Here is a 21,019-nt window from a genome sequence, read left to right as displayed (position 1 = left end):
AACCCGTCCAACTTTTTGGGGGCACTTCAATGTCCGATGGGGATTTTTCAATGTTTTGCACAAATATGCGGTTTAAGTGCAAAATTAGTTGTATCTTTGCTCCCGATAACGAAGAATATAATTTTTATTAGATTACTATTATGGCTTATAACTTGTTAAAAGGCAAGCGCGGTATTATTTTCGGTGCGTTGAATGACGCTTCTATTGCTTGGAAAGTGGCAGAGCGTGCTTCGGAAGAAGGGGCGCAGATTGTGTTGACCAATACCCCGGTGGCCTGCCGTATGGGTACGATTGACGAATTGGCGAAAAAGACCAATGCAACGATAATTCCTGCCGATGCAACTTCAGTGGACGATTTGGAGAAGCTCTTTGCGCAGGCACAAGAGGTGATGGGAGGCAAAATCGACTTCGTGCTTCATTCCGTGGCTATGAGCGTGAACATGCGCAAGAAGCGTACGTATGACGATTTGGATTACGGCTTCCTGAACAAGACGTTGGATATTTCCGCCATTTCGTTCCATAAAATGATTCAGACGGCCAAAAAATTGGATGCCATCAATGAAAACGGTTCTATTTTGGCGTTGAGTTATGTGGCGGCACAACGTACTTTCTTCGGCTATAACGATATGGCAGATGCAAAGTCGTTGTTGGAATCCATCGCCCGCAGCTTCGGTTACATTTATGGGCGCGAGAAAGGAGTCCGTGTCAATACGATTTCCCAGTCTCCGACCTTTACGACCGCTGGCGGCGGCATCAAGGGTTTCGACGGTTTGTATGATTTCAGCGACCGCATGTCTCCTTTGGGCAATGCCAGTGCGGACGAATGTGCGGACTATTGCGTGGTGATGTTCTCCGATTTGACGAAAAAGGTTACGATGCAGAATCTTTATCACGACGGAGGCTTCTCCAGTATGGGTATGTCTCTGCGAGGCATGACGCAATACGAGAAATCGTTTATTGATGAAAACCGTGACGAAAACGGCAAGATTATCTACGGATAAGTGGTATAGCATATATTATTGATAGAAATACAGTCTGTTATTCAGCAAATTTTCTTATATTTGCGCCTTTGAATAACAGACTGTTTCTTTTACGGAGCAATTATCCCGAATTAAAGATTATGAGTAAAACGATTATTACAGTAGTAGGAAAAGATGCGGTAGGCATCATTGCAAAGGTTTGCACGTACTTGGCAGAGAACAAGGCAAACATTTTGGATATATCCCAAACCATTGTACAAGAGTATTTTAATATGATGATGATAGCAGACTTGTCTAAGGTGGAAAAGCCTTTTGAAGTGTTGGCGAACGAGTTGGCCGAGATAGGCTTGTCGATGGGGGTTCAGGTGAAATGCCAACGCGAAGAGATTTTTGATAAGATGCATCGTATTTAATCCTGTGGCTAAGATATGATTAATATATATGAGGTATTGGAAACCAACAAGATGATCGAGCAGGAGAATCTTGATGTGCGTACCATTACGATGGGTATCAACTTGTTGGATTGCGTGGATTCGGATGTGGACGCGCTTTGCCGGAAGATTTATGATAAAATCACATGTCTGGCGAAAGACTTGGTGAAAACCGGTGAGGATATTTCTAAGGAGTATGGAATTCCCATAGTGAACAAACGCGTTTCCATTACGCCTGTTTCGTTGGTGGGAGGAGCTGCTTGCCGCATGCCGGAAGATTATGTAAAGGTGGCTCATGCCTTAGACCGGGCAGCGAAAGATGTCGGTATTAATTTCTTGGGCGGCTATTCGGCTGTCGTGTCCAAGGGGATGACCCATAGCGACGAACTGCTTATCCGTTCCATACCTCAGGCTTTGGCAGAAACGGAACGCATTTGCAGTTCGGTGAATGTGGGATCAACGAAGACCGGTATCAATATGGATGCCGTAAGGTTGATGGGCGAGATTATCTTGCAGACGGCCGAGCGGACGAAAGATAAGGATTCTTTGGGATGTGCTAAACTGGTGGTCTTGTGCAATGCTCCGGATGATAATCCGTTCATGGCCGGTGCTTTCCACGGCGTGTCCGAGGCGGATGCCATCATCAATGTGGGGGTGAGCGGTCCGGGCGTGGTGAAACATGCGTTGAGCCAAATCAGGGGAGCCAGTTTCGAGGTGCTCTGTGAGACAATCAAACGTACGGCTTTTAAAATCACCCGTGTGGGGCAATTAGTGGCGCAAGAAGCTTCGCGGCGTTTGGGAGTGCCCTTCGGCATCATCGACTTGTCGTTGGCCCCGACTCCGGCCGTGGGGGACAGTGTGGCCGAAATATTGGAAGAAATCGGCTTGGAACGCGCCGGTGCTCCGGGAACCACGGCAGCATTGGCTTTGCTGAACGACCAGGTGAAGAAGGGAGGCGTGATGGCTTCATCATACGTGGGAGGGCTGAGCGGAGCCTTTATTCCGGTGAGTGAAGACCAAGGCATGATTGATGCCGTGGAGTGTGGCGCGTTGACTTTGGAAAAGTTGGAGGCCATGACTTGCGTTTGCTCGGTCGGGTTGGACATGATTGCCATTCCGGGCGATACGCCCGCCACGACGATTTCGGGCATCATTGCAGACGAAGCCGCAATAGGCATGGTGAACCAGAAAACGACGGCCGTGCGCATCATTCCCGTAGTGGGGAAAACGGTAGGGGATACGGTGGAGTTCGGAGGACTTTTGGGCTATGCTCCCGTGATGCCAGTCAACTCTTTCGGTTGCGGTGATTTCGTGAACCGGATAGGTCGTATTCCGGCTCCGATACACAGTTTCAAGAATTAACAGGTTTTCGTACTTTGACGGATTGAATCCATCCTTTGTTTCCGTGACTGTGATTTTTGCAGTCGGCTTGCCATAACGGTTGTTTATGGTGCGAAGGGAAACAAAGGATGGTTGTGCTTTATGGAACATGCGCTTCATGTGAATTGGTAGATATTGTTCTTGTCAAAGGCTATAAAGTCCAATAAGAAAATAAACACTGTTTCATATCTTTGCACATTATATATTATGATAGTATCATGAAAATGAAGTGGAAAAGAATAATGGCTTTAGGACAAGCCTTTTCTGTAGTTGCCATTATGGACGCCCAGGTTGTGAATCCGTTCGGAAATGCTTTGGTTCCGGATATGATTGCAGACGCCAGCATACAGGAAATCGATGGTATGTTTTATTGTTATGCCACAACAGACGGATATGGAAGGGGGTTGGAAACATCCGGGCCTCCGGTGGTATGGAAGTCCAGGGATTTCGTGCATTGGAGTTTCGACGGGACATATTTCCCGTCGGCTGCAACTGAGAAGTACTGGGCTCCCAGTAAAGTTGTCCAAGCTAATGGAAAGTATTACATTTACCCTACGGTGAACGGTTATATGTATCCGGCAGTTGCCGACCATCCGGAGGGTCCGTTTAAGTTGGCTCGCGGGGAAGACCGGTTTTACAAACCTTACACGGCTTCTACCTTGTTGCAGACAAAAGATCCGGGCGGTATCGACGCGGAAGTGTTTATAGATGACGACGGGCAAGCCTATGTGTTTTGGGGACGTCGGCATGTGGCTAAACTGGCAAAAGATATGATTACGGTGGATTCCGTTGTCCATGTGATTTCTACTCCTCGTAAAGAATATTCGGAAGGCCCTATATTCTTCAAACGGAAAGGCATCTATTATTATTTGTATACTATCGGAGGGGATGAGAAATACCAGTATGCTTATGTGATGAGCAAGGTTTCTCCTCTCGGGCCTTACGAATACCCGGAGCAGGACATTGTGTCGACTACAGATTACGAACAAGGTGTCTTCGGGCCGGGACATGGTTGTGTTTTCAATACGGACGGAGACCATTATTATTTTGCATACTTGGAGTTCGGCCGCCGCAGTACCAACCGGCAAACCTATGTAAATCGCTTGGAGTTCAATGAAGACGGTACGATTCGTCCGGTGAAATTGAGCCTGGATGGAGTTGGGGCTTTGCGTAAGGTGAAGGGAAGGAAAGAAATTAAGGCGGATACGGTTTATGCGTCCAGTACTGCGGCTCCTATGTTTATCAAGCCAATGAAAGATGAGGCATGTCGTCGTACGGAGTATTTTGTTCCGGCCTTTGCCGCAGATGGGGCGAACGGTTCCAGATGGATGGCTGCGGAAGGGGATAAGGACAAATGGCTTGTCGCAGATTTGGGAAGAATCCGGAAAATACGGTGCAGTGAAATTTATTTTGTACGTCCTACGGCCGGACATGCTTACCAACTTGAAGGTTCGGTGGACGGAACTACATGGAGGAAATGCGGAGGACATGATGACTTGCGGGTGAAATCTCCGCATGTCGATGAACCGAAGGGGAAATATCGTTTCCTGAGAGTCAGAATCAAAGAAGGCATTGCAGGGATTTGGGAATGGAATATTTATTAAAAATGAAAATTATGAAAAGATATTTGTATCCGATGATTTTTAGTTTTTGCTTGTCTGCAGGGCTGAAAGCGCAGCAGCAAAAAGTTTGGGGGGATTGGACTGTTTGGGGAGAACAGGCCGGAGGAATGTACATGAATCCGGTTATCCCGTCTGATTACAGCGATATAGACTGTATCAGGGTGGGGGACGATTATTATGCCATATCTTCTACTTTCCAGTTCTCTCCGGGAATGACGGTCTTGCATTCCAAGGACCTGGTGAACTGGGAAATCTGTGGGAATGCTGTTGAAGACCTGACACAAATCGGAAACGCATTGAACTGGAACGTTATGGACCGTTATGCCCGTGGGATTTGGGCCGGTACATTGCGTTATCACAACGGACGGTTTTACCTTTTTTTCGGGACTCCGGACGAAGGGTATTTCATGACTACGGCTGTACGTCCCGAAGGACCGTGGGAGCCACTGACTCCGCTTCTTTCCGAAGCCGGTTGGGACGATTGTACTGCGATTTGGGACGAGAAGGGGAATGGGTATTTTGTGGGGACCCATTTCGCGGACGGGTACAAGACTTATCTTTTCAAGATGGCAGAAGACGGGAAAAGCATAGACCGTAAATCGGCTGTCCTTATTAATGAAGGAAGTGGGCGTGAGGCCAGTAAGTTGATAAAAGTGGATGGATGGTACTATTTGGTTTTCAGTGAACATAAGCCGGGCATAGGCCGTTACGTCCTGGCGAAACGTTCACGGAAAGTGACGGGACCATATAAAGAGGAAAAGCAACTGGCCTTGCCTTCCGTGGAGGCGATGGAACCTAACCAAGGAGGCATAGTCCTGGGGCGGGATAATAACTGGTACTTTCTGACTCATCATGGCACCGGCGATTGGAGCGGGCGTATCGTCAGCCTTTTGCCTGTGACATGGGTAGACGGTTGGCCTTTATTGGGTAAAGTGTTGGATTCCAAAATCGGTACGATGAAATGGAGCTCGGATATGCCCTTTAATGCCGATGAGAAGTTAAGCATCCGGCGTAGTGATGATTTTGATGGCAGCAGCTTGGCATCTCAGTGGCAGTGGAACTACCAACCGCGAAAAGAGTTTTTTTCCTTGTCTGAGCGTCCGGGATGGTTACGCCTGAAGGCATATCGTCCTTTGAAACCCAACGACTTGTTGAAAGCCGGTAATACGCTTACGCAAAGGACGTTCAGGAAGTCGGAAAACGATGTGGTAATTCGGATGGATATTTCTCACATGGAAAACGGACAGAAAGCAGGACTTTGTCATTTTTCATCCCAACATTCAGCTATCGGGGTGGTGAAAGAAGGAGGAAATCGTTATTTGGAATATAGGGAGAACGGTAAAATGACAAAGGGGGCGCAAATCCATTCGCGATACATTTGGTTCCGAAGCCAATGGGGGTTAGACGGGAAATCCTATTATGCTTATAGTATAGACGGGGATAATTTCACGTCTTTTGGTACGCCCTATCAAATGGTGTGGGGGAACTACCGGGGTGACCGTATCGGTATTTATTGTTTTAACGATAATGGCGAGAACGGTTTTGTAGATGTGGATTATTTCCATTACCGATAGAATGGATAGAGCGAAAAAGCCCTGCATCCAATGAGGACGCAGGGCTTTTTCGTTATGGCTTGCATTGAGCGTGTAATGTTATCGTTTGACTATCGGGTTGTAGGTGAGGGCTAAAGAGTCCGTAGTGCTTTCTATCAGAGGCTTCATCGTGACCGTGAACAGGTTCTCCAAAGCGTCATAAGGGAGAGTGCATGTAGGGATGCCGGCTGCGTATGGAGCTATCTCGTACTGTTGGTAGATGAATTCTACACCGTTGGGCCTGCATACCGGGGCAGTCTCCGGAAGGGGGAAAGTATAACGTGCATTCTCGTCCAATAGCATTTCGTAAAGTTCTTCATCGCTGTTTACTTTGAAGAATTTATTTTTCAATCCATTCTTTATCATGCCGCGCAACTTTTCTTTTCCGCTTGCCGTAAACATGTCCCAACCGAATTTACGACCGTCCGATTTGCGGAATACGCCGCCACTCAGGCTTTCTCCACCGTGTGCTCCACCCGAATATTCATATATCTCAGCAGTATATGTGATGAACTTCTCTGTTTCAAAAGCCTTTTTGAATTGTACGTAATAGGCGGATGCATCCATCGACGTGTTTTCCCCAATTTCGGCAATGGCCTTTTTTATCTTTTCCGCACGTTCCGTGCCGTAGTATTCCAGTAATTTCTTACCGTCATCCAAGCTTCCGGCGTAGGTTCCGCCAAGCTGTTCATTCATCCATTCCCGTATGTTCTGTGTCACGGCACTGGAGTTGTCCGTCGGATAAGCGGCTGCAACCTTGCATCCTTCAGCCGAAGACTTTTCTTCCCATGATATATCTTCCGTTTTTATTGCGCTGTTTGGGGCGGTTCCCGTTTTCTTCTCCAGATGGCAGGAGGCCAATCCTAAGGCAAGAGCAAAGAGAACGGCACTAAAGTTGCCGTATTTAAAACATAAACTACGCTTTTTCATATTGTTCCTATTTTATCAATGATTATGTATCAAAGTTACGCCTTTATTTCAGACCTAAGCAGTTTTTCCTAATAAAAACTGTTAATCTGTTGCCTTTCCCCTGTTTCCATACAAACAGCCGGGTGGTTCCTGCCTGTTTTTCCTTTACCTTTGTATAAGAATCAAAATGGGAGGCGTATGAATCAACAACATAAGATTATAGTGGTAGGGGCAACTTCCGGTTTGGGACGTATGTTGGCTGAATGTTATATTCGTGACGGACATGTGGTAGGTATTGTCGGCCGTCGTGGAGATAAGTTGGCCGAAGTGGCCGAAGGTCATCCTGAAGTGTATTGTTTAAAGGCGGATGTGACGGATGTCGGCCAGATAGCCATGCTTTTGGCCGCTTTGGCCAGTGAGATGGGAGGTTTGGATTTACTGGTCTTATGTTCCGGAGTGGGACGGATGAATCCGGATTTGGATTACGGACTGGAGTTACCCACAGTCGATACCAACGTGCGTGGTTGGACGGCAGTGGCAGACTGGGCTTTTTCGTTTTTTATGCGACAGGGATATGGGCACTTGGCCGCCATTTCGTCGGTAGCCGGCATCCGTGGTTTGGCTCCGGCTCCTGCTTATTCCGCTTCCAAGGCATATCAGATTCACTATTTGGAAGCGTTACGGCAACGTGCACGTATTTTCCGCAAGAAGGTTTGCGTGACGGATGTTCGTCCAGGGTTTGTCCGTACTCCTTTGCTTTCTCATCCCGAAATGTTGTTTTGGGTGGATGAACCGGAAAAGGCTGTGAAGGCTATCTACAGGGCCATAAGCGCACGGAAAAAGAAAGCCGTGATTACCCGACGTTGGGCATTTCTTGTCCCTTGGATGCGGATTGCACCGGAGTGGTTGGTGGCGAAGATATTAGGAAAAGCCTGAGTCTTCCGGATAAAAAAATCCCGGTCGAAACTGGTTTGGAGCCGACCGGGAAATGCTTTTGCCCTTATCTTTTGGGGATGTATTAGAAAGATACCCGTTTTACACTTTTATCAGCAAATGTGATGTCTACGGCATTCAGGTCTTCAGATACCTTTATGTCCTTTACGGGGGACAGTTCTTTCTTCGTGAATCCTTTTTTGCCTTTCTTCCAAAGCATCAAGGTGACGAATATCTTTTCTTTTTCCACGTTGCTTTCAGCCATGATGAGTCCGCATTTGTGGCTCACCGGATGTAGGCCTTCCGGATAGCTAGCTGTAACTGTTTCCCATCCTTGGAGCGGAATCAAAGCCAGATGGTAAGCCCCGTTGTGCAGTATTACGGCATCTTTTACTTTGGAAGACTTCTCTTCCTCGACGGGACTGCCGTTGATTTCCGGCAAGGTGTAATGTCCCAAACGGACTTTTGTGGCTGCCGGAGTGACGACCTTGTCTACCCGCAAGACACCGTTAGGCAGGGGGATATCCGCCAGTTTGTACCGGATGTCATGGTTGGTTTCCAATTCGGCATCGCGTCGGTAGATGCCGTCGTCAAAACTTTGGAACGTGTAGAGACGGAGTACCTCCCATTGGTTCTTGCCGTTCAGGGTGGCGTAGTTCATGGAAACCTCTCCGTTCGTCCCGTCGGCCATCCAAGGGAATTCCGTGTGGTAAGCCAACTTGTTGTAGTTTTCTGAACTGCGGAACTTTTGCCAGTCGTTGGCTACCGTTTCATGGCACCACGAACGCATTTCCGCCCCTCCGCAATTCGGGTAGTCGGTGATGAGCAGGTTCGTGGCGGGTTGGAATTTGTTGTACACATGGTCTTTTTTGAATTCCTTTTCCCAAGGGCCGTTATTTTCCACAGCGGTCCAGAACGGATTGTCGGCAGGGAGGAGCAGGCTCAGGAACGCCTTTCCGCACCAATATACGCTGCCTCGGCAACTGTAAATCTGCACGGCCGGTGCAAAGGTGCCGTAGAAACCCAACGTCGGCACGTTGTCTTCTAAGAAATCGGGGTTTTGCAAAAATTGCAGCAGGGTGGAGGACGCGATGCGGCGCATCCATCCGTAATTGATGGCCGGGTCTTTTTCATATCCTAATAACGCGAGCGGTACGACGGCACCGAAGCGGTAAGGGATGCTCCGTCCCCACATGTTCATCTTGCCATCGGCACTGAACATATAAGGATAATTGTCCACCAAGTCATGTTGGTTTTTCATGAACTGCGCGGCATATTCCGGATAGAAGTTCCCGTACATTTGTGCCCAAATGGGGCCGTACATCTGGAATGCCCACATGCTGTAATAGTCGTATGCCGGCGCATCGTTATACCAACCTTCCCCACGATAGAGCTTGAGGATCTTTTCCAAGTTTTCTTTCATGCGTTGGTCGTTGACGGCATAACCTTGTTCCTTGAAGAAACTGATGACGAAAACGTTGAAGAACATCCAGTTCGACCCTATGGTCGGGCCGTTGCCGTAACTAAGCATCGTGGCGGCCAGTTGGTCTTTCTGTTCTTGTGTGAGAGGTTCCCACAGTATGTCCTTGGCCACAGATAATGAAATGGCTAAGGCTCCGAATTCCACCAGTATCTGGCTCGGCCCTCCTTTACGGTGGGGAATGAAGCTCGGACTGTCCGGATTGATGAGGTTCAGGAGTTGGTGGCGGTAGTAGTCAGCCACTTTTATCCCGTTCAAGGTAAGTTCCGGTTTTTCCCGGAGCAAGGGAGCGGCTACAAACAGCGTGCGGCAGAATCCTTCCAGTTTGGCCGTTGGCACTTGTCCTTCATTATTAGGATAAGCCTTGTCGAGCTGTTTGGGGAAATACATCGGGTCGTCCAATGTGCGGATGTAAGTGAAAGCCCCGCTTAGCAAGTATTCAGCGGCATCCAACCAGCTTTGGCGGGTCATGCCGGTGTAAGGGCTAAGTTTGTAGTCGGGGTTGGGAATGGTAAACGTTTGCTCAATGGCATGTGTCGGAGTAGCGACCTGCCCCATGGTGTTGAACGGCCCTGCCAATGCAGCAGCCAGAATCACGGTTTTTAAATACTGCTTTTTCATTCAGGTTTTGTTTGATTGGTTTTTCTGTCCGGCCAAAGGTACAAAAAACTTTGCTTTTGATTCCCATGAAGATTGAAAATGTTTCTTGAAAAGATAAAATATGTTATATAACATGTTTTTTGGAACAGGAAATTTGCAGAACCGCCAAAAGGTTGTAACTTTGTACTGTGTTTTTCATAGTATTAGATTTAAGGTTAACAAAGGTTGGGCTCAGCGGAGCCCTTTTTTTATGTCCTGTCGGGAGGAAGACGTATATACAGCAGTGAAAAAACATAAGGAAATGCCCTCGTTTTGCGATAGTTTTTTATAACTTTGTCCCCGTCATGATTAAAACACAAATGAAAATGTATTTGCATGAAGAATTAGAAACTTTGACGCGGACAGAAATTGAGGCGTTGCAATTCGAGCGTTTGCTCCGTACGGTCCGTCGTTGTATGAAATCTCCTTTTTACCAGAAACGGTTTGCCGAGGCTCATCTGTCTCCTGAAGACATACGTTCGTTGGATGACTTGCGTAAGATTCCTTTTACTACGAAACAGGATTTGCGCGATAATTACCCCTTCGGGTTTGCCGCCGTTCCAATGAGCGAAGTGGTGCGCCTGCATTCTTCCAGTGGCACGACGGGCACCCCTACGGTCATCCTGCACACGCAGAAGGATTTGGACGAGTGGGCCAATGCCGTGGCGCGTTGCTTGTATATGGTCGGCCTGAGGCGGGGCGATGTCTTTCAGAACTCGTCGGGGTACGGCATGTTTACGGGCGGATTGGGCTTCCAATACGGTGCCGAACGTCTCGGCATGCTGACGGTGCCGGCGGCTGCGGGCAATACCAAGCGGCAGATTAAGTTCATTACGGATTTCGGTACGACGGCCTTGCATGCCATTCCCAGTTACGCTAGCCGTATCCATGAGGTGATGGAGGATATGGGGATAGACCCTGTGCGCGACACGAAGCTCCGTACTTTGGTCATCGGGGCTGAGCCGCATTCGGAGGAACAGAGACGTAAAATTGAGAAGATGTTGGGCGTGAAGGCTTACAACTCATTCGGTATGTCCGAGATGTGCGGGCCAGGTGTGGCCTTCGAGTGTACGGAGCAGAACGGGATGCATATTTGGGAAGATTATTATATCGTGGAGATCGTAGATCCGCAGACGTTGGAACCCGTGCCCGACGGCGAGGTGGGTGAGTTGGTACTGACGACTATCAACCGTGAGGCCATGCCGTTGTTACGCTACCGCACTCGCGATTTGACCCGTATTTTGCCGGACGACTGCCCGTGCGGACGCCACCACAAGCGGCTCGACCGCATGAAGGGACGGAGCGACGACATGATGATTCTGAAAGGAGTCAACATCTTCCCCATCCAGATTGAAACGGTATTGATGCAGTTTGAAGAACTTGGGACGGACTATTTGATAACCCTGACCAACGAGGAGGCCAACGACTTGATGACGGTGGAAGTGGAGCTGAAGGATTTCAGTGACGACTATCCGCGCCTGCAGGCGTTGACCCGTGAAATCACGCGGCAACTGAAGGATGAGATCCTTTTGACCCCTATGGTGAGATTGGTGCCTAAGGGGAGTTTGCCCCAACAGGAAGGAAAGGCCGTAAGGGTAAGGGATTTACGAAGGACGTTGATTTAAAAATAAAAAATATGACAGTACATCAAATATCTATTTTTGTAGAAAACAAGTCGGGTACATTGTTGCGCGTGTTGGACTTGTTCAAAGAAGCCGGTGTCCAGTTGATTGCTTCTACCATATCCGACACCGTGGAATACGGTATCTACCGTATTATTTGTTCTGAACCTGCGAGGGCGTGCGAAGTGTTGCGGGCAGCAGGCATTTCGGCCAGTATGTCGGAAGTATTTGCCATTACGTTGGACAACTGTCCAGGGCGTGCGGCCGATGCCGTACGCGTGATTACGGATGAGGGGATAGGTATATCCTATCTTTATTCTTTCCTCTTGGGCGGAAAGGGTATTTTGGTTTTCCGCACGGATGATGCCGCACGGACGGAAGAAATCATCCAGAAGTACCAGTTGGGAGTGCTTGATGATGAGGCTTTGGTGGCGTTGGTTTGATAAGTAGAGGCAATATGAAAAATGTGAAATGTCTGTTGGTTGCCGGATTGATTCTGTTTGTGGGCAATACTTCAGCTGAATCAAGAAGGCAAAAGGTCGGTATATTCGGTACGGAGGTACAATTCACCCCTTTCGGGCACGATGATGATTACAGTCTTAATAGCTTGAAGTTCCGTTATTTTATGACAGACAAGGATGCTTTACGTTTGAAAATAGGTTTTGGTGTTGAGTCTTTAAAATACGAGGATGATGAATTTGGTGGTAATCTTGAGAAAGGCCGGTTAGGAGACCTAAGCGTGGATTTAGGATATGAACGTCATTTTAAGGTAGCTAAGCGGTTGTCTCTGTATGCAGGTGTACAGGTCGGGGTATATAAACATTTTGCTTCAGCCAAGGTGGAGTATACAGAAGATTTGGGAAATGGAAGCCATACCTATCAGGTTGTTTATAAGAATTGTGTGCCAACATCTGAAGGAAACGTGGGAGAACGAGCTCATGTAGGTGTGGCTGCAAGCGTATTTACAGGTTTGGACTTTTACGTATATAAGGGGTTGTATCTTGGTACGGAGGTAGGCATCTATGTCATGTCGACCAAAACAAACCAAACTGAACTTAAATATTCAGACAAGGTGATAAAAGGCACTGATACTTACCGTGCTGTCATCTGTAATGCAATTAAGCCAATGGTACGGTTGGGGTGGACTTTCTGAGGGGCTTATTATCTCCGTTTCGGTAGGTCTTTTCGATAAGGGACTTATAACCAGTGGTTCCGCGCAATGCGGTACATGCGTTGCCGGTTAGGGACGGTTTGCATGCTTTCGTCTACCATGCAAAGGTCGGATAGGGCGTATGTGTCTTCCGCCTCATCAGTGCGTACCGCATCGGTGAGGCGGAAGATGTGGTTTCGTGCATCCACGATTTTGATGCCCTCTTGGCTGTATATAGGGTCAGCCACCCGTTTGATTTCGTCGGCTACGAAACGATAAAGTGCCTCTACGAATTCGTTGATTTCTTCTTGCATAGTCGTATGGGGATAATGTGTGTATGTGTTTTTTTAGGATGTTTTCTTTCACAATACAAAAGTAGTGTTTTCTGTGGAATTAATGCCGTGGAAAGACTGCCAAAATGGCAGAAAAAGAGTTTTTCCTTGAAGTATTCAAGCGAATGAAAGAAGCAGAAAAGAGTGTGTAAATGCAAATAAATGTATATTTATATGAATAAAGAAGGGAAAATAGGGTAAAATGAAGGTTTAATCTCAGCCGAACGAAAAATGTTTTGCAGCCAAATGATTTTTTATTCTCCGCATAAAAAAACGAAATGTTCCTCATGTTACCCTTAAAATCGGCTTTTCGGAGAAAAATACGTATAGTTAGAGACCGTTTTTTCATTTTTTAGAGCTGTTTTCGTGTACAAGATTTGACGAACGCAACGATAGGATAAAGTCTGAAAAGATAACGAAAAAAGCTTTTCCATCAGCAGGTAGGACACGACAGGCTTTCACCGTGCTAGCAAAAAGACGGGAACACCTTGCACTTTGTTTTTGGGTCGTTTTCTGTGGGTGGATTATTTTGCATCCTTGCCGGAAGCAGCTCGAAATGAGCGATTCTCGGAGGTTGCAGACTGCCATTTTGGCATACTTTTATTTCTTTTCAGGCCAAAGGCCGTTTTGTCGTAACTTGGGCTTATCGGATGTCTTTTGTCGTAACAGTGTTCTTAAAATCCCTACTTTTGTTCTATATGGTGGTTTTGAATTTTTCCGACCTTGTTGAAAGGGAAAAATATTCATAAATTTGTGCCCTGTCATGAGGAAAGTAAATGTAAAGGAAGTAAAAACAAAGCGCGAAATGGATGATTTCGTGAGGCTGACGGAAAGGTTATATGCCGGCTGCCCTTATTATGTCCCCGATATGGATACGGATATCCGTGATACATTCGACCTCCGTAAAAATGCAGGGTTGGACTTTTCGGAAATCCAGCCTTTCATTGCATACGATGAAAACGGGAATGTGGTGGGGCGCATAGCCGGCATTGTCAACCACCGTGCCAATGAAAAATGGCACACGAAGAATGTCCGCTTCGGTTTTATCGAGTTCATTGACGACAAGGACGTGTCTGCGGCTTTGTTGGAGGCAGTGGAGCATTGGGGCCGCGAACGGGGGATGGATTGTATCCAAGGGCCTATGGGGATATTCGATTTCGACAAGGAAGGGATGCTCGTGGAGGACTTTGACCGTATGGGCTCGATGGTGACGATATACAATCCCCCTTACTATCCGGAACATTTGGAGGCATTGGGGTATGAGAAAGAGGTGGATTGGCTGCAGGTGAGCATTGAGGTGCCAAAGGATGTGCCAGCCAAATATGCCAGGGTGGCGGCACTTTCCAAGGAAATGTTCGGCCTGCATACTCGGAAACTGACTAAGTTTGATATTTCCCGCTGTGGCTATGGCAAAAAGGTATTTGGTTTGCTGAACGAGGCTTATTCCCCATTGTTTGGTTACACGGAAATGTCTGACAGGCAGATAGAAACCTATCTGAAACGTTATCTGCCTTTGTTGGATTTACGGATGCTGTCGGTCGTAGAGGATGAAAAAGGAGAATTGGTGGGAGTGGCCATAACGATGCCTAGCCTGTCGCATGCCTTGCGTAAGTCGAAAGGTCGTTTGTGGCCGTTGGGGTGGTTTTACCTGCTCCGTGCGTTGAAATGGAGGAGGGAAGAGAAAGCCGAGATGTTTTTGGTGGCCGTGCGTCCGGATTACCAAGGTTTGGGAGTCAATGCATTATTTTTCAACGACTTGATTCCAGTGTATAACCGGTTGGGATTCCGATATGCCGAGACCGGCCCGCAGTTGGAAGACAACATGAAGGAACTGAACCAATGGAAGCCCTTGCATCCCACCTTTACCAAGCGTAGGAGATGTTACAAGAAGAAATTATAGAAACAGGATTATGGAAAATAGAGTTGTAATAACAGGTATGGGGATATGGTCGTGCCTCGGAAAGACATTGGATGAGGTGCGTGATGCGCTCCATGCCGGAAAAAGCGGCATCGTATTCAGCCGGGAGCGCAAGGATGCGGGTTTCCGTTCCGCTTTGTGTGCTTCTGTGGAACGGCCTGACCTGAAACCCTTTGTGTCTCGGAACTTGCGCCAGTTCATGCCGGAGGAAGCCCAGTATGCTTATATGGCTACGCGTGCAGCCCTTGAGCATGCCCGTTTGGATCAAGATTATATCTACCGGCACGAAGTCGGGATTATTTATGGAAACGACTCCGTGGCCGAAGCCACCATGCGTGCGCTCGACAAGTTCCGTGAGTTCAAGGATACGTCGGCTTGCGGTAGCGGGGCCATTTTCCAGTCGATGAATTCCACCGTGACGATGAATCTGGCTTGCCTGTTCCATTTGCGCGGCATCAACCTGACGGCTTCGGCTGCGTGTGCTTCAAGTTCACATGCCGTGGGGTTGGCCTACCTTTTGGTCCGCAACGGGATGCAGGATTGTGTCGTGTGTGGCGGTGCGCAAGAAGCAAACCTCTATGGTGTGGCGTCTTTCGACGGTATCCAGTCTTTCTCCGTGCGTGAGGAAGAGCCGGAAAAAGCCAGTCGCCCGTTCGACCGCGACCGCGACGGACTGGTGCCGGGGGGAGGTGCGGCTACGGTGGTGGTCGAGAGCTACGAACATGCCGTAAAGCGCGGCGCGCCTATCTTGGCTGAGATTGTGGGATGGGGATTTTCCGGAAACGGAGACCATATTTCCACACCCAATGTGACAGGGCCGGCGAGGTCGTTGGAGCTATGTCTGCGACATGCCGGTGTGACACCGTCGCAAATCGGTTACATCAACGCGCACGCCACGTCAACCCGCATTGGCGACAGCCGTGAGGCACAGGCTATAGCACAGGTGTTCGGGGACTACAAGGTGCCAGTCACTTCCACCAAGAGCCAGACCGGACACGAAATGTGGATGGCCGGAGCAAGCGAGTTGATTTATTCGATGCTGATGATGAAGAACGGCTTCATTGCCGGCAACATCAACTTCGAGCATCCCGACGAAGATACGGCTTGCCTTAACATCATACCGCAGACACGGGAAGCGCATTTCGACATGTTCCTTTCCAATTCTTTCGGTTTCGGAGGTACGAACTCCACCCTTATTGTAAGAAACATATAATAAACACGATAAAAACAAACAGTTATGACGCGTGAAGACATCGTAGAGAAAGTAAATGCCTTATTGGCAGAAGAGTTTGAAGTAGACGCAGAGGAGTTTGCCCCCGATGCGAACGTAAGGGACACGCTTTCCTTGGACAGCCTCAGCCTGGTGGACCTTGTCGCCATTATCCAACAGACCTACAAGGTAAAAATTCCCGTGGCGGACTTGCGGGAAATCAAGACGTTTGACAACCTTTACGATTACATCGAATCGCACGCCGGGCAAGAATGACAAGTTACGACATTAAAAGCCTGATACCCCAACGTGAGCCGATTTTGCTCGTAGACGCATTGGTCGGCGTGGAGGGCGGTGCGGTCCGGACGCGACTTACGGTGCGTCGTGACAATTGTTTTGTGGGCGAAGACGGATTGCTGGCCGAACCGGGGCTTGTCGAGCATATCGCCCAGTCGGCTTCTGCCTTTGCCGGTTACAAGGCCATGGAGGCTGGGGCTTCGGAACCGCCGGTAGGCTATATCGGCGAAGTGAGGAAGTTTCGGTGTTATCGTTGCCCCCGGGTGGGAGAGGAACTACAGACCACGGTGACTTTCGGCCCGGAAGTGGGCGGTGTGTCCGTACTGACGGGCGAGACCTGCGTAGGGGAAGAAACGGTGGCTTGTACGCAAATGAAGATTTATGTGGCTGAAGGATAAGTATTATAAGGTGTTGGCACGGCATGTTTCGGAAGGCTGTACGGTGTTCCGCATCGCGCTCCTGCCGGATTGCGAGGTCTATCGCGGACATTTTCCGGGAAAACCGGTATGTCCCGGGGCGTTCAACATCCAAATGGTAAAGGAGTGCGCCATGGAAGTGTCAGGCAAGGCATTGTGTATCCGTACAATCAAGCAATGCCGTCTGACGGCTGTGGTTTCACCCTGCACTTGTGCGGAACTGGACGTGGCGGTGAGCCTCTCTCCTGTGGAAGACGGGCTGGAGGTCAGGGCACGGGTAGCCGACGGGGAACAGGTGTATATGGAATATAAGGGATTGATGACGGTCGTTTGAATGGGCAATGAAGTATGATGTGGTGGTTATAGGCAGTGGATTGGGAGGATTGGAGTGTGCATATATCCTTTCTCGTGCCGGTTTGGGGGTGCTCGTCCTCGAACAAGGCCGACAGCCCGGCGGATGCCTCCAGTCTTACCGGAGACGGGGATGGGCTTACGACACTGGTTTCCATTATGTGGGAGGACTGGACGAAGGACAACCGCTGCATTCCGTTTTCACTTACTTGGGATTGACGGAACTGCCTTGGCAACGCCTTGACCATGAGTTCGACAAGGTGACGATAGGGCAGCGTACCTTTGCTTTTGCGCAGGGGTATGAAGATTTTACCGCAACGTTGGCTGCTGAATTTCCTGCCGAACGTCCGGCTTTGGAACGGTATGCCGCCTTATTAAGGCGTACGTCGGAACAGGAATTGGATTTGCTGAACCTACGTGCCGGGGAGACCGTATGGCCTTCACGCCTCGTTGAAACGGGTGCTTGGCAATATTTGAATGAAACCTTCCGCAATCCGTTGTTGGTGGACGTGCTTAGCGGTACTTCCTTGAAGATGGAGCTTCGGCGCGATTCGCTTCCGCTTTTCACTTTCCTGCATGGCCAAAGCAGTTTCATTGAAAGCAGTTGGCGGTTGAAGGGTGACGGGGCTTTGATAACAGACCGGTTGGTGAGAGGAATCGGGCAGCAAGGTGGCCGGGTAGTGTGTGGAGCTGAGGTGGTCGAACTGGTAGAAAAGTGCGGAAGGTTGTCTGCGGCGGTCTGCCGGGACGGTGAAGTGTATGAAGGAGCGGTTTTTATCAGCGACATACATCCGGAGCAGACCTGCAAGTTGGTGAAGAGGAGCGAAAGGATGAAGAATGCTTACCGTCATCGTATGGCCGCGTTGCCGAACACGTTCGGCATGTTCACCGTGTCGCTCCGGATGAAACCTCAGTCATTGGAGTATTTTAATTATAACCGGTACATTTACGGGCATTCCGGTGTTTGGACGTTTTATGAAGACGGCGGGCCTGTATCCGGACTGATGGCTTCTTGCCGTGTGCCCGAAGACGGGAACCGGTTTGCCTCACAAGTGGACTTGCTGACTCCTATGACGTGGGAGAAATGTGCGGTCTGGAGCGGAACAGAAGTAGGAGGGCGTGGCGGGGATTATGAGGCCATGAAAGGGCGTGTGGCTGATGAGTGTATCCGGTTGGCGGAACGGGTGATGCCCGGGCTGCGTGGTTGGGTGTCTGAATGCTATACCAGTACCCCGCTAACTTATCGCGATTATACCGGTGCTCCGGAGGGGACGGCCTACGGTTTGCGCAAGGATTATAGGAATCCGTTGGCTGCCTTGCTGTCCGTCCGTACACCAGTGCCGAACCTGTTCCTCACCGGACAGAACCTGATGTTGCACGGGGTGCACGGCGTGACGATGACCGCTCTGTTCACGTGTGCGGAAGTGTTGGGACGTGAGCGGATATGGAATATTGTAACAAATAAGAAAGGAGTGGAAATATGAAATATGCTTTAGTGACAGGGGGCAGCCGGGGAATAGGGCGGGCTGTCTGTGTGAGACTGGCCCGCATGGGCTACCACGTGTTGGTCAACTGCATGAGCCGGACTGACGAGGCGGAGCACACGTTGGAGTTGGTACGTCAAGAGGGGCAGGATGGTGAAGTTCTGAAATTTGACGTGGGAAACCGTGTGCAGGTATCTGCCGTGCTTGAGGCTTGGATGGAGAAGCATCCGGAAGAATACATAGAAGTGTTGGTGAACAATGCGGGGGTGCGCCGTGACAATCTGATGGTGTTCATGCCCGGAGAAGATTGGGACTGTGTGTTGGGTACCGGTTTGGGTGGATTCTACAACGTGACGCAACCTTTGCTGCAACCGATGTTAGTACATAAGTTCGGGCGTATCGTAAACATGGCGAGCGTAAGCGGATTGAAAGGCATGCCGGGGCAGGCGAATTATTCTGCTGCAAAGGGAGGAATCATTGCGGCTACAAAGGCTTTGGCACAGGAAGTGGCACGGAAGAATGTGACGGTGAATGCCGTGGCACCAGGTTTCATCCGGACTGACATGGTGGAAGGGTTGGACGAGGCTGCCCTGAAGAAAACCATTCCGGCGGGCCGTTTCGGGACACCGGAAGAGGTGGCGGGTGCCGTGGGATTTCTCGTTTCTCCGGATGCCGGTTATATTACCGGTGAAGTGATAGCCGTTAACGGAGGTCTTTATACGTAACGGATTGATGGGTTTCTTATGCTGATGGACGGGCTTGAGGATGTTTGCCGCGTAAGGGTGAAGTTCAGTGAAATTGATTCGATGCGAAGGGTCTGGCATGGGGCTTACGTTGCTTATTTTGAGGATGGACGGGAGTCTTTCGGCCGGCATTATCCGGGCATAGGATATGCCGACATGCAGCGGTCCGGTATCTACGCTCCGATTTACGACCTGCACTTGAGGTTCTATGCTCCGTTGGCACTGGACGATGTGGCGGTGGTGCATACACGTTATGTGTACCATCCCGGTGCACGGTTGGATTTCGAGTATAAAGTTTACCGTGAGGCGGACGGGGTCTTGTGTGCGGAAGGAAGTACGGTGCAGTTGTTCATTGATGTGGAAGGTATGCTTATGGTAGACCTGCCCGATTATTATAAGGAATGGCAGGAACGCTATGTGGAACGGGGTGATAACCATCCCTAAAACGAAAAACTGGCAGGTATGAGAAAACGATTGAATAACTTGTTTTTCGGAGTGGGCATGATAGCCGTCATCGTAATGTTTTTCTCTTTCGACGTAAGCCTTACCGAATTGTGGGAATACATTACAAAGGCCGGTTACTGGTTGGCGGCCATATTGGGGCTGTGGTGTGTGCTTTATCTCATGAACGCATGGGCGTGGAGGGTCATTATCCAGGGAGGAGGGCCTTGCACGGTGGGCTTCATGCAGTTGTTGAAATTGACTGTTTCCGGTTTTGCATTGAACTATGCCACTCCGGTAGGGCTGTTGGGCGGGGAGGCTTACCGTATTATGGAACTTTCAAAATACATCGGTGTGCAACGGGCTACTTCCTCCGTGATACTTTTTGCCATGATGCACATTTTTGCCCATTTCTGGTTTTGGGTGACGGGGGTCGTGGCCTATTGGGTCTTAGCTTTGACAGGGGATGTGCCGATGAATAGCGTAATGGGGATTGTATTGGGGATCATTACAGCCTTCTGTTGGTGCGGTATCTATCTTTTCATCAAAGGATACAAGAACGGGATGACGGTCAAATTGGTTCGCTTGCTGAGTAAAGTGCCCGGTTTACGGAGTTGGGGAGGACGTTTTATGGAGCACCATTTGGAGGACTTGCAAAAGATAGACCGGCAAATCGCTGAATTACAGAATCAGAACAAACGTTCTTTCTTCGGAAGTTTCGCTTTGGAATATGTCGGGCGCTTTTGCCAGAGCTTTGAGATTTTTTTCATGTTGGTCTTGTTTGGCATCGACGGTGGAGGTGGAGTGAACGGATATACGTTGACGTTTTTCCATTCCTTTCTGATTTTGGCTTTTACTTCGCTCTTTGCCAATGTATTAGGATTCCTTCCGTTGCAGTTGGGAGGGCGCGAGGGGGGCTTTGCCCTGTCCGTGGCCCAAATGGGAATGGGGGGAGGCATCGGTATGTTTGTAAGTATTATCAGCCGGGTGCGGGAATTGTTCTGGGCTTCTGTCGGGCTGTTGCTGATGAAGGTGGGTACCGGAGTGTCTGTGCCGGACGGGAGTGAGGAGCATACCGGATGACCAGGA

21 protein-coding genes are annotated in these 21,019 nt (G+C 49.2%); 18 read left to right on the top strand and 3 right to left on the bottom strand.

Features of this window, described 5'->3' with window-relative positions; translation table 11 throughout:
- Positions 1 to 140 precede the first annotated feature (140 nt).
- The 5 genes from HMPREF9442_RS00600 to HMPREF9442_RS00580 all read left to right on the top strand — a co-directional run bounded on the left by HMPREF9442_RS00600 (position 141) and on the right by HMPREF9442_RS00580 (position 5,987).
- Positions 141 to 1,001 (top strand): enoyl-ACP reductase FabI, encoded by an 861-nt coding sequence (locus HMPREF9442_RS00600; RefSeq protein WP_008624116.1) that lies wholly within the window; start codon positions 141 to 143, stop codon positions 999 to 1,001.
- Between the two features lie 119 nt (positions 1,002 to 1,120).
- Complete coding sequence (locus HMPREF9442_RS00595) at positions 1,121 to 1,393, top strand: ACT domain-containing protein (RefSeq protein WP_008621773.1); 273 nt, start codon at positions 1,121 to 1,123, stop codon at positions 1,391 to 1,393.
- Positions 1,394 to 1,408: 15 nt separating this feature from the next.
- Positions 1,409 to 2,773, top strand: coding sequence for a PFL family protein (locus tag HMPREF9442_RS00590; RefSeq protein ID WP_008624114.1), 1,365 nt, complete (start codon positions 1,409 to 1,411; stop codon positions 2,771 to 2,773).
- 236 nt (positions 2,774 to 3,009) lie between these two features.
- A complete protein-coding gene (locus HMPREF9442_RS00585; RefSeq protein ID WP_008624112.1) occupies positions 3,010 to 4,395 on the top strand; it encodes a family 43 glycosylhydrolase in 1,386 nt (461 codons plus the stop codon).
- Positions 4,396 to 4,406: 11 nt separating this feature from the next.
- Positions 4,407 to 5,987 carry a glycoside hydrolase family 43 protein gene (locus HMPREF9442_RS00580; RefSeq protein WP_040602407.1) on the top strand — a complete coding sequence of 527 codons (1,581 nt, stop codon included), beginning with the start codon at positions 4,407 to 4,409 and terminating at the stop codon, positions 5,985 to 5,987.
- A 78-nt stretch (positions 5,988 to 6,065) separates the two neighbouring features.
- On the opposite strand, the gene HMPREF9442_RS00575 is transcribed toward HMPREF9442_RS00580, so the two are convergent.
- The gene (locus HMPREF9442_RS00575) at positions 6,066 to 6,935 is read right to left on the bottom strand and encodes a DUF3298 and DUF4163 domain-containing protein (RefSeq protein ID WP_008624109.1); all 870 of its coding nucleotides are present in this window, start codon (positions 6,933 to 6,935) and stop codon (positions 6,066 to 6,068) included.
- 177 nt (positions 6,936 to 7,112) lie between these two features.
- Here HMPREF9442_RS00575 and HMPREF9442_RS00570 point away from each other — a divergent pair, with 177 nt between their 5' ends.
- Complete coding sequence (locus HMPREF9442_RS00570) at positions 7,113 to 7,850, top strand: SDR family NAD(P)-dependent oxidoreductase (protein ID WP_008624108.1); 738 nt, start codon at positions 7,113 to 7,115, stop codon at positions 7,848 to 7,850.
- 82 nt (positions 7,851 to 7,932) lie between these two features.
- Here the strand turns inward: HMPREF9442_RS00570 and HMPREF9442_RS00565 are convergent, their stop codons facing one another.
- Positions 7,933 to 9,948 (bottom strand): DUF2264 domain-containing protein, encoded by a 2,016-nt coding sequence (locus HMPREF9442_RS00565; protein ID WP_008624107.1) that lies wholly within the window; start codon positions 9,946 to 9,948, stop codon positions 7,933 to 7,935.
- 344 nt (positions 9,949 to 10,292) lie between these two features.
- On the opposite strand from HMPREF9442_RS00565, the gene HMPREF9442_RS00555 reads away from it, so the two are divergent.
- The 3 genes from HMPREF9442_RS00555 to HMPREF9442_RS00545 are packed head-to-tail and all read left to right on the top strand — an operon-like array spanning position 10,293 to position 12,741.
- A complete protein-coding gene (locus HMPREF9442_RS00555) occupies positions 10,293 to 11,591 on the top strand; it encodes a phenylacetate--CoA ligase family protein (protein WP_172604743.1) in 1,299 nt (432 codons plus the stop codon).
- 11 nt (positions 11,592 to 11,602) lie between these two features.
- Positions 11,603 to 12,031, top strand: coding sequence for an ACT domain-containing protein (locus HMPREF9442_RS00550; protein WP_008624105.1), 429 nt, complete (start codon positions 11,603 to 11,605; stop codon positions 12,029 to 12,031).
- A gap of 14 nt (positions 12,032 to 12,045) precedes the next feature.
- A complete protein-coding gene (locus HMPREF9442_RS00545; RefSeq protein WP_008624104.1) occupies positions 12,046 to 12,741 on the top strand; it encodes a BT1926 family outer membrane beta-barrel protein in 696 nt (231 codons plus the stop codon).
- Between the two features lie 44 nt (positions 12,742 to 12,785).
- Here HMPREF9442_RS00545 and HMPREF9442_RS00540 read toward each other — a convergent pair whose 3' ends face one another.
- On the bottom strand, positions 12,786 to 13,052 hold the full coding sequence (locus tag HMPREF9442_RS00540; RefSeq protein ID WP_008624103.1) for a hypothetical protein: 267 nt from the start codon (positions 13,050 to 13,052) through the stop codon (positions 12,786 to 12,788).
- Positions 13,053 to 13,833: 781 nt separating this feature from the next.
- On the opposite strand from HMPREF9442_RS00540, the gene HMPREF9442_RS00535 reads away from it, so the two are divergent.
- From HMPREF9442_RS00535 to HMPREF9442_RS00495, 9 genes are read left to right on the top strand one after another with little or no spacing between them, the layout of a single operon-like run.
- Positions 13,834 to 14,970 carry a GNAT family N-acetyltransferase gene (locus tag HMPREF9442_RS00535; RefSeq protein ID WP_008624094.1) on the top strand — a complete coding sequence of 379 codons (1,137 nt, stop codon included), beginning with the start codon at positions 13,834 to 13,836 and terminating at the stop codon, positions 14,968 to 14,970.
- A gap of 10 nt (positions 14,971 to 14,980) precedes the next feature.
- Positions 14,981 to 16,201: a beta-ketoacyl-[acyl-carrier-protein] synthase family protein gene (locus HMPREF9442_RS00530; RefSeq protein ID WP_008624091.1), complete on the top strand. Its 1,221-nt coding sequence runs from the start codon at positions 14,981 to 14,983 to the stop codon at positions 16,199 to 16,201.
- Positions 16,202 to 16,225: 24 nt separating this feature from the next.
- On the top strand, positions 16,226 to 16,474 hold the full coding sequence (locus HMPREF9442_RS00525; RefSeq protein ID WP_008624090.1) for an acyl carrier protein: 249 nt from the start codon (positions 16,226 to 16,228) through the stop codon (positions 16,472 to 16,474).
- A complete protein-coding gene (locus HMPREF9442_RS00520) occupies positions 16,471 to 16,893 on the top strand; it encodes a hotdog family protein (protein ID WP_008624088.1) in 423 nt (140 codons plus the stop codon). Before HMPREF9442_RS00525 ends, HMPREF9442_RS00520 begins: the two co-directional genes overlap by 4 nt.
- Positions 16,877 to 17,245: an ApeI family dehydratase gene (locus tag HMPREF9442_RS00515; protein ID WP_008624085.1), complete on the top strand. Its 369-nt coding sequence runs from the start codon at positions 16,877 to 16,879 to the stop codon at positions 17,243 to 17,245. The genes HMPREF9442_RS00520 and HMPREF9442_RS00515 overlap by 17 nt, the downstream gene beginning before the upstream one ends.
- A gap of 7 nt (positions 17,246 to 17,252) precedes the next feature.
- Complete coding sequence (locus HMPREF9442_RS00510; protein ID WP_008624083.1) at positions 17,253 to 18,746, top strand: phytoene desaturase family protein; 1,494 nt, start codon at positions 17,253 to 17,255, stop codon at positions 18,744 to 18,746.
- Positions 18,743 to 19,471 (top strand): flexirubin biosynthesis SDR family reductase FlxB, encoded by a 729-nt coding sequence (gene flxB, locus HMPREF9442_RS00505; protein WP_008624081.1) that lies wholly within the window; start codon positions 18,743 to 18,745, stop codon positions 19,469 to 19,471. The genes HMPREF9442_RS00510 and flxB overlap by 4 nt, the downstream gene beginning before the upstream one ends.
- A gap of 18 nt (positions 19,472 to 19,489) precedes the next feature.
- Positions 19,490 to 19,933, top strand: a complete 444-nt coding sequence (locus HMPREF9442_RS00500; RefSeq protein ID WP_008624079.1) for an acyl-CoA thioesterase — start codon at positions 19,490 to 19,492, stop codon at positions 19,931 to 19,933.
- 18 nt (positions 19,934 to 19,951) lie between these two features.
- Positions 19,952 to 21,013: a lysylphosphatidylglycerol synthase domain-containing protein gene (locus tag HMPREF9442_RS00495; RefSeq protein WP_008624077.1), complete on the top strand. Its 1,062-nt coding sequence runs from the start codon at positions 19,952 to 19,954 to the stop codon at positions 21,011 to 21,013.
- Positions 21,014 to 21,019: the final 6 nt, after the last annotated feature.

This window comes from Paraprevotella xylaniphila YIT 11841, assembly GCF_000205165.1.
Taxonomy (GTDB): domain Bacteria; phylum Bacteroidota; class Bacteroidia; order Bacteroidales; family Bacteroidaceae; genus Paraprevotella; species Paraprevotella xylaniphila.
This window is presented reverse-complemented; position numbering and strand designations above follow the sequence as displayed.